Genomic DNA, 1,732 nt, shown 5'->3' with positions numbered 1-1,732 from the left:
TTGCTAGAGTCCAAAATTGGTGCAATACTTTACCAAGAAAAATCTTAGATTACCTAACCCCTGATGAAGCATTTGAAGACCAAGTAAGAGAAATTCTATATAACTAGATAACTAAATTATTACAGTTTGAAATTAGTTCAATTTAATATTGCAATTTAAGAAATATTTTTAATCTAAAAAATGAAGAATCAATTTTAAATGATTTTTGCATAATGATTCAAGAACCATTAGATGAAAGGGTATTAAATTCTAATTATGAAATAATTAAAAATATAGCTTTTAAAATTTCTGCTGAGATGAATAAGGATAAAATGAAGCTCTTAGATTTAGAAAAAGGATTTAGAGATAGAAAGAATATAATGGGAGTTAAAAGGAATAGGGAAAACGCACTTTTTAATAAAGCAGTAGAACTATATTGTAAAACAGGGTATAGTAAAGAATTTTTATATGATTTGTTTAAAGTGTTTTCCAAAGAAGACTTTAATTATTATCTTGGTTTATTTAAGCAGGATTATGAAAATGCTTTAAAGCTGTTAGAAAAAGGAGTAGAAAAGAAGCTAATAATTGATGATTTTAATATTAGCGAACTAATATTTTATTTTGCAGAAGAAAGTTTTAAAAATAAGAAATAATAATAGTATACGTAAGGAGGAGATGCTGTGAAAGATAAATTAACATTAAGTATTGAAAAAGATGTAATTGAGTTTGCTCATCAATTTGCTAAAGAAACAAATCAATCTATCTCCAGCATATTAGAAAAATATTTAATGGAGTTAAAGGAAATTCAAGATAAAGAATATGAAGTTAGTTCAAGGGTAAAAAAGCTTAGTGGCTTTTTTGAAGATAAAGATTTTCCAGAGAATAAGGAAAAGATGAGAAGAATATTTCATGAAAAGATTAATAATGGATGTTAATATAATTATAGAGTTAGATCTTGAAAAGAAGAGTGTAAAACAATTCTAAGGATCGTAGGGTAGAATGTAAATAAAAATTGCTGTTAGAGAATAGTTTTTAACAGCAATTTTTATTTTTCTATGGGAAATCAATTCAAGGCATAACTAACATAATATATATTGTAACAATATTACGTTAGTTAATACTAAAGAAGATAATGAGGACTTAATTTCAATTGGAACTATTGGACTAATCAAAGCAATCGATAGCTTCAACCCCAATAAGAATACTAGATTAGCAACCTATTCAGCCAGATGTATTGAGAATGAGATTTTGATGCATTTAAGAAAGACGAAAAAGTTAAATAATGAGAAGCTAATGCATGAACCGATTGGTTCTGACAAGGAAGGAAATGAGATCAAATTAATTGATATCTTAGGCACAGCAGTAGATGTAGTCAGTGAAAAGGTCGAATTGGCTATGAAAGAGGAGACCTTATATGAAAAGCTTAAAGAGCTGGACAGTAGAGAGAGAAAGGTATTGGAATTGAGATATGGTCTTCAAGATGGTCAAGAGAAGACTCAAAGAGAGATTGCCGATAGGCTCGATATCTCGCGTTCCTATGTCTCTAGAATTGAGAAGAAAGCTGTCAATAAATTATATAAAAAATTCACAGTAGAAGGCTACTAGAGTTAATCTAGTAGTTCTTTTTTTATTAAGGAGATGGAGTTATTATATATAATCTTAAATTGCAATATTAAATTGAACTAATTTCAAACTGTAATAATTTGTGTATTTAGTTATATAAAATTTCTCTTACTTGGTCTTCAAATGCTTC

General features: G+C 27.7%; 3 protein-coding genes. All 3 read left to right on the top strand.

What is annotated here, in order from left to right; all coding sequences use genetic code 11:
* Window positions 1–212 precede the first annotated feature (212 nt).
* The 3 genes from BX659_RS18610 to BX659_RS18600 all read left to right on the top strand — a co-directional run bounded on the left by BX659_RS18610 (window position 213) and on the right by BX659_RS18600 (window position 1,584).
* Window positions 213–632: a hypothetical protein gene (locus BX659_RS18610; RefSeq protein ID WP_097019717.1), complete on the top strand. Its 420-nt coding sequence runs from the start codon at window positions 213–215 to the stop codon at window positions 630–632.
* A 27-nt stretch (window positions 633–659) separates the two neighbouring features.
* Window positions 660–914, top strand: a complete 255-nt coding sequence (locus tag BX659_RS18605) for a DUF6364 family protein (RefSeq protein ID WP_097019716.1) — start codon at window positions 660–662, stop codon at window positions 912–914.
* Window positions 915–1,068: 154 nt separating this feature from the next.
* A complete protein-coding gene (locus BX659_RS18600) occupies window positions 1,069–1,584 on the top strand; it encodes a sigma-70 family RNA polymerase sigma factor (RefSeq protein ID WP_181186468.1) in 516 nt (171 codons plus the stop codon).
* Window positions 1,585–1,732 lie beyond the last annotated feature (148 nt).

Source organism: Orenia metallireducens (genome assembly GCF_003001995.1).
In the GTDB taxonomy this organism is placed as follows: Bacteria; Bacillota; Halanaerobiia; order Halobacteroidales; family Halobacteroidaceae; genus Orenia; species Orenia metallireducens_B.
This window is presented reverse-complemented; position numbering and strand designations above follow the sequence as displayed.

Bases quoted from the DNA above. Each gene is read 5' to 3' on its own strand.
- BX659_RS18610 (WP_097019717.1), top strand. From the start codon at position 213: ATGATTCAAGAACCATTAGATGAAAGGGTATTAAATTCTAATTATGAA.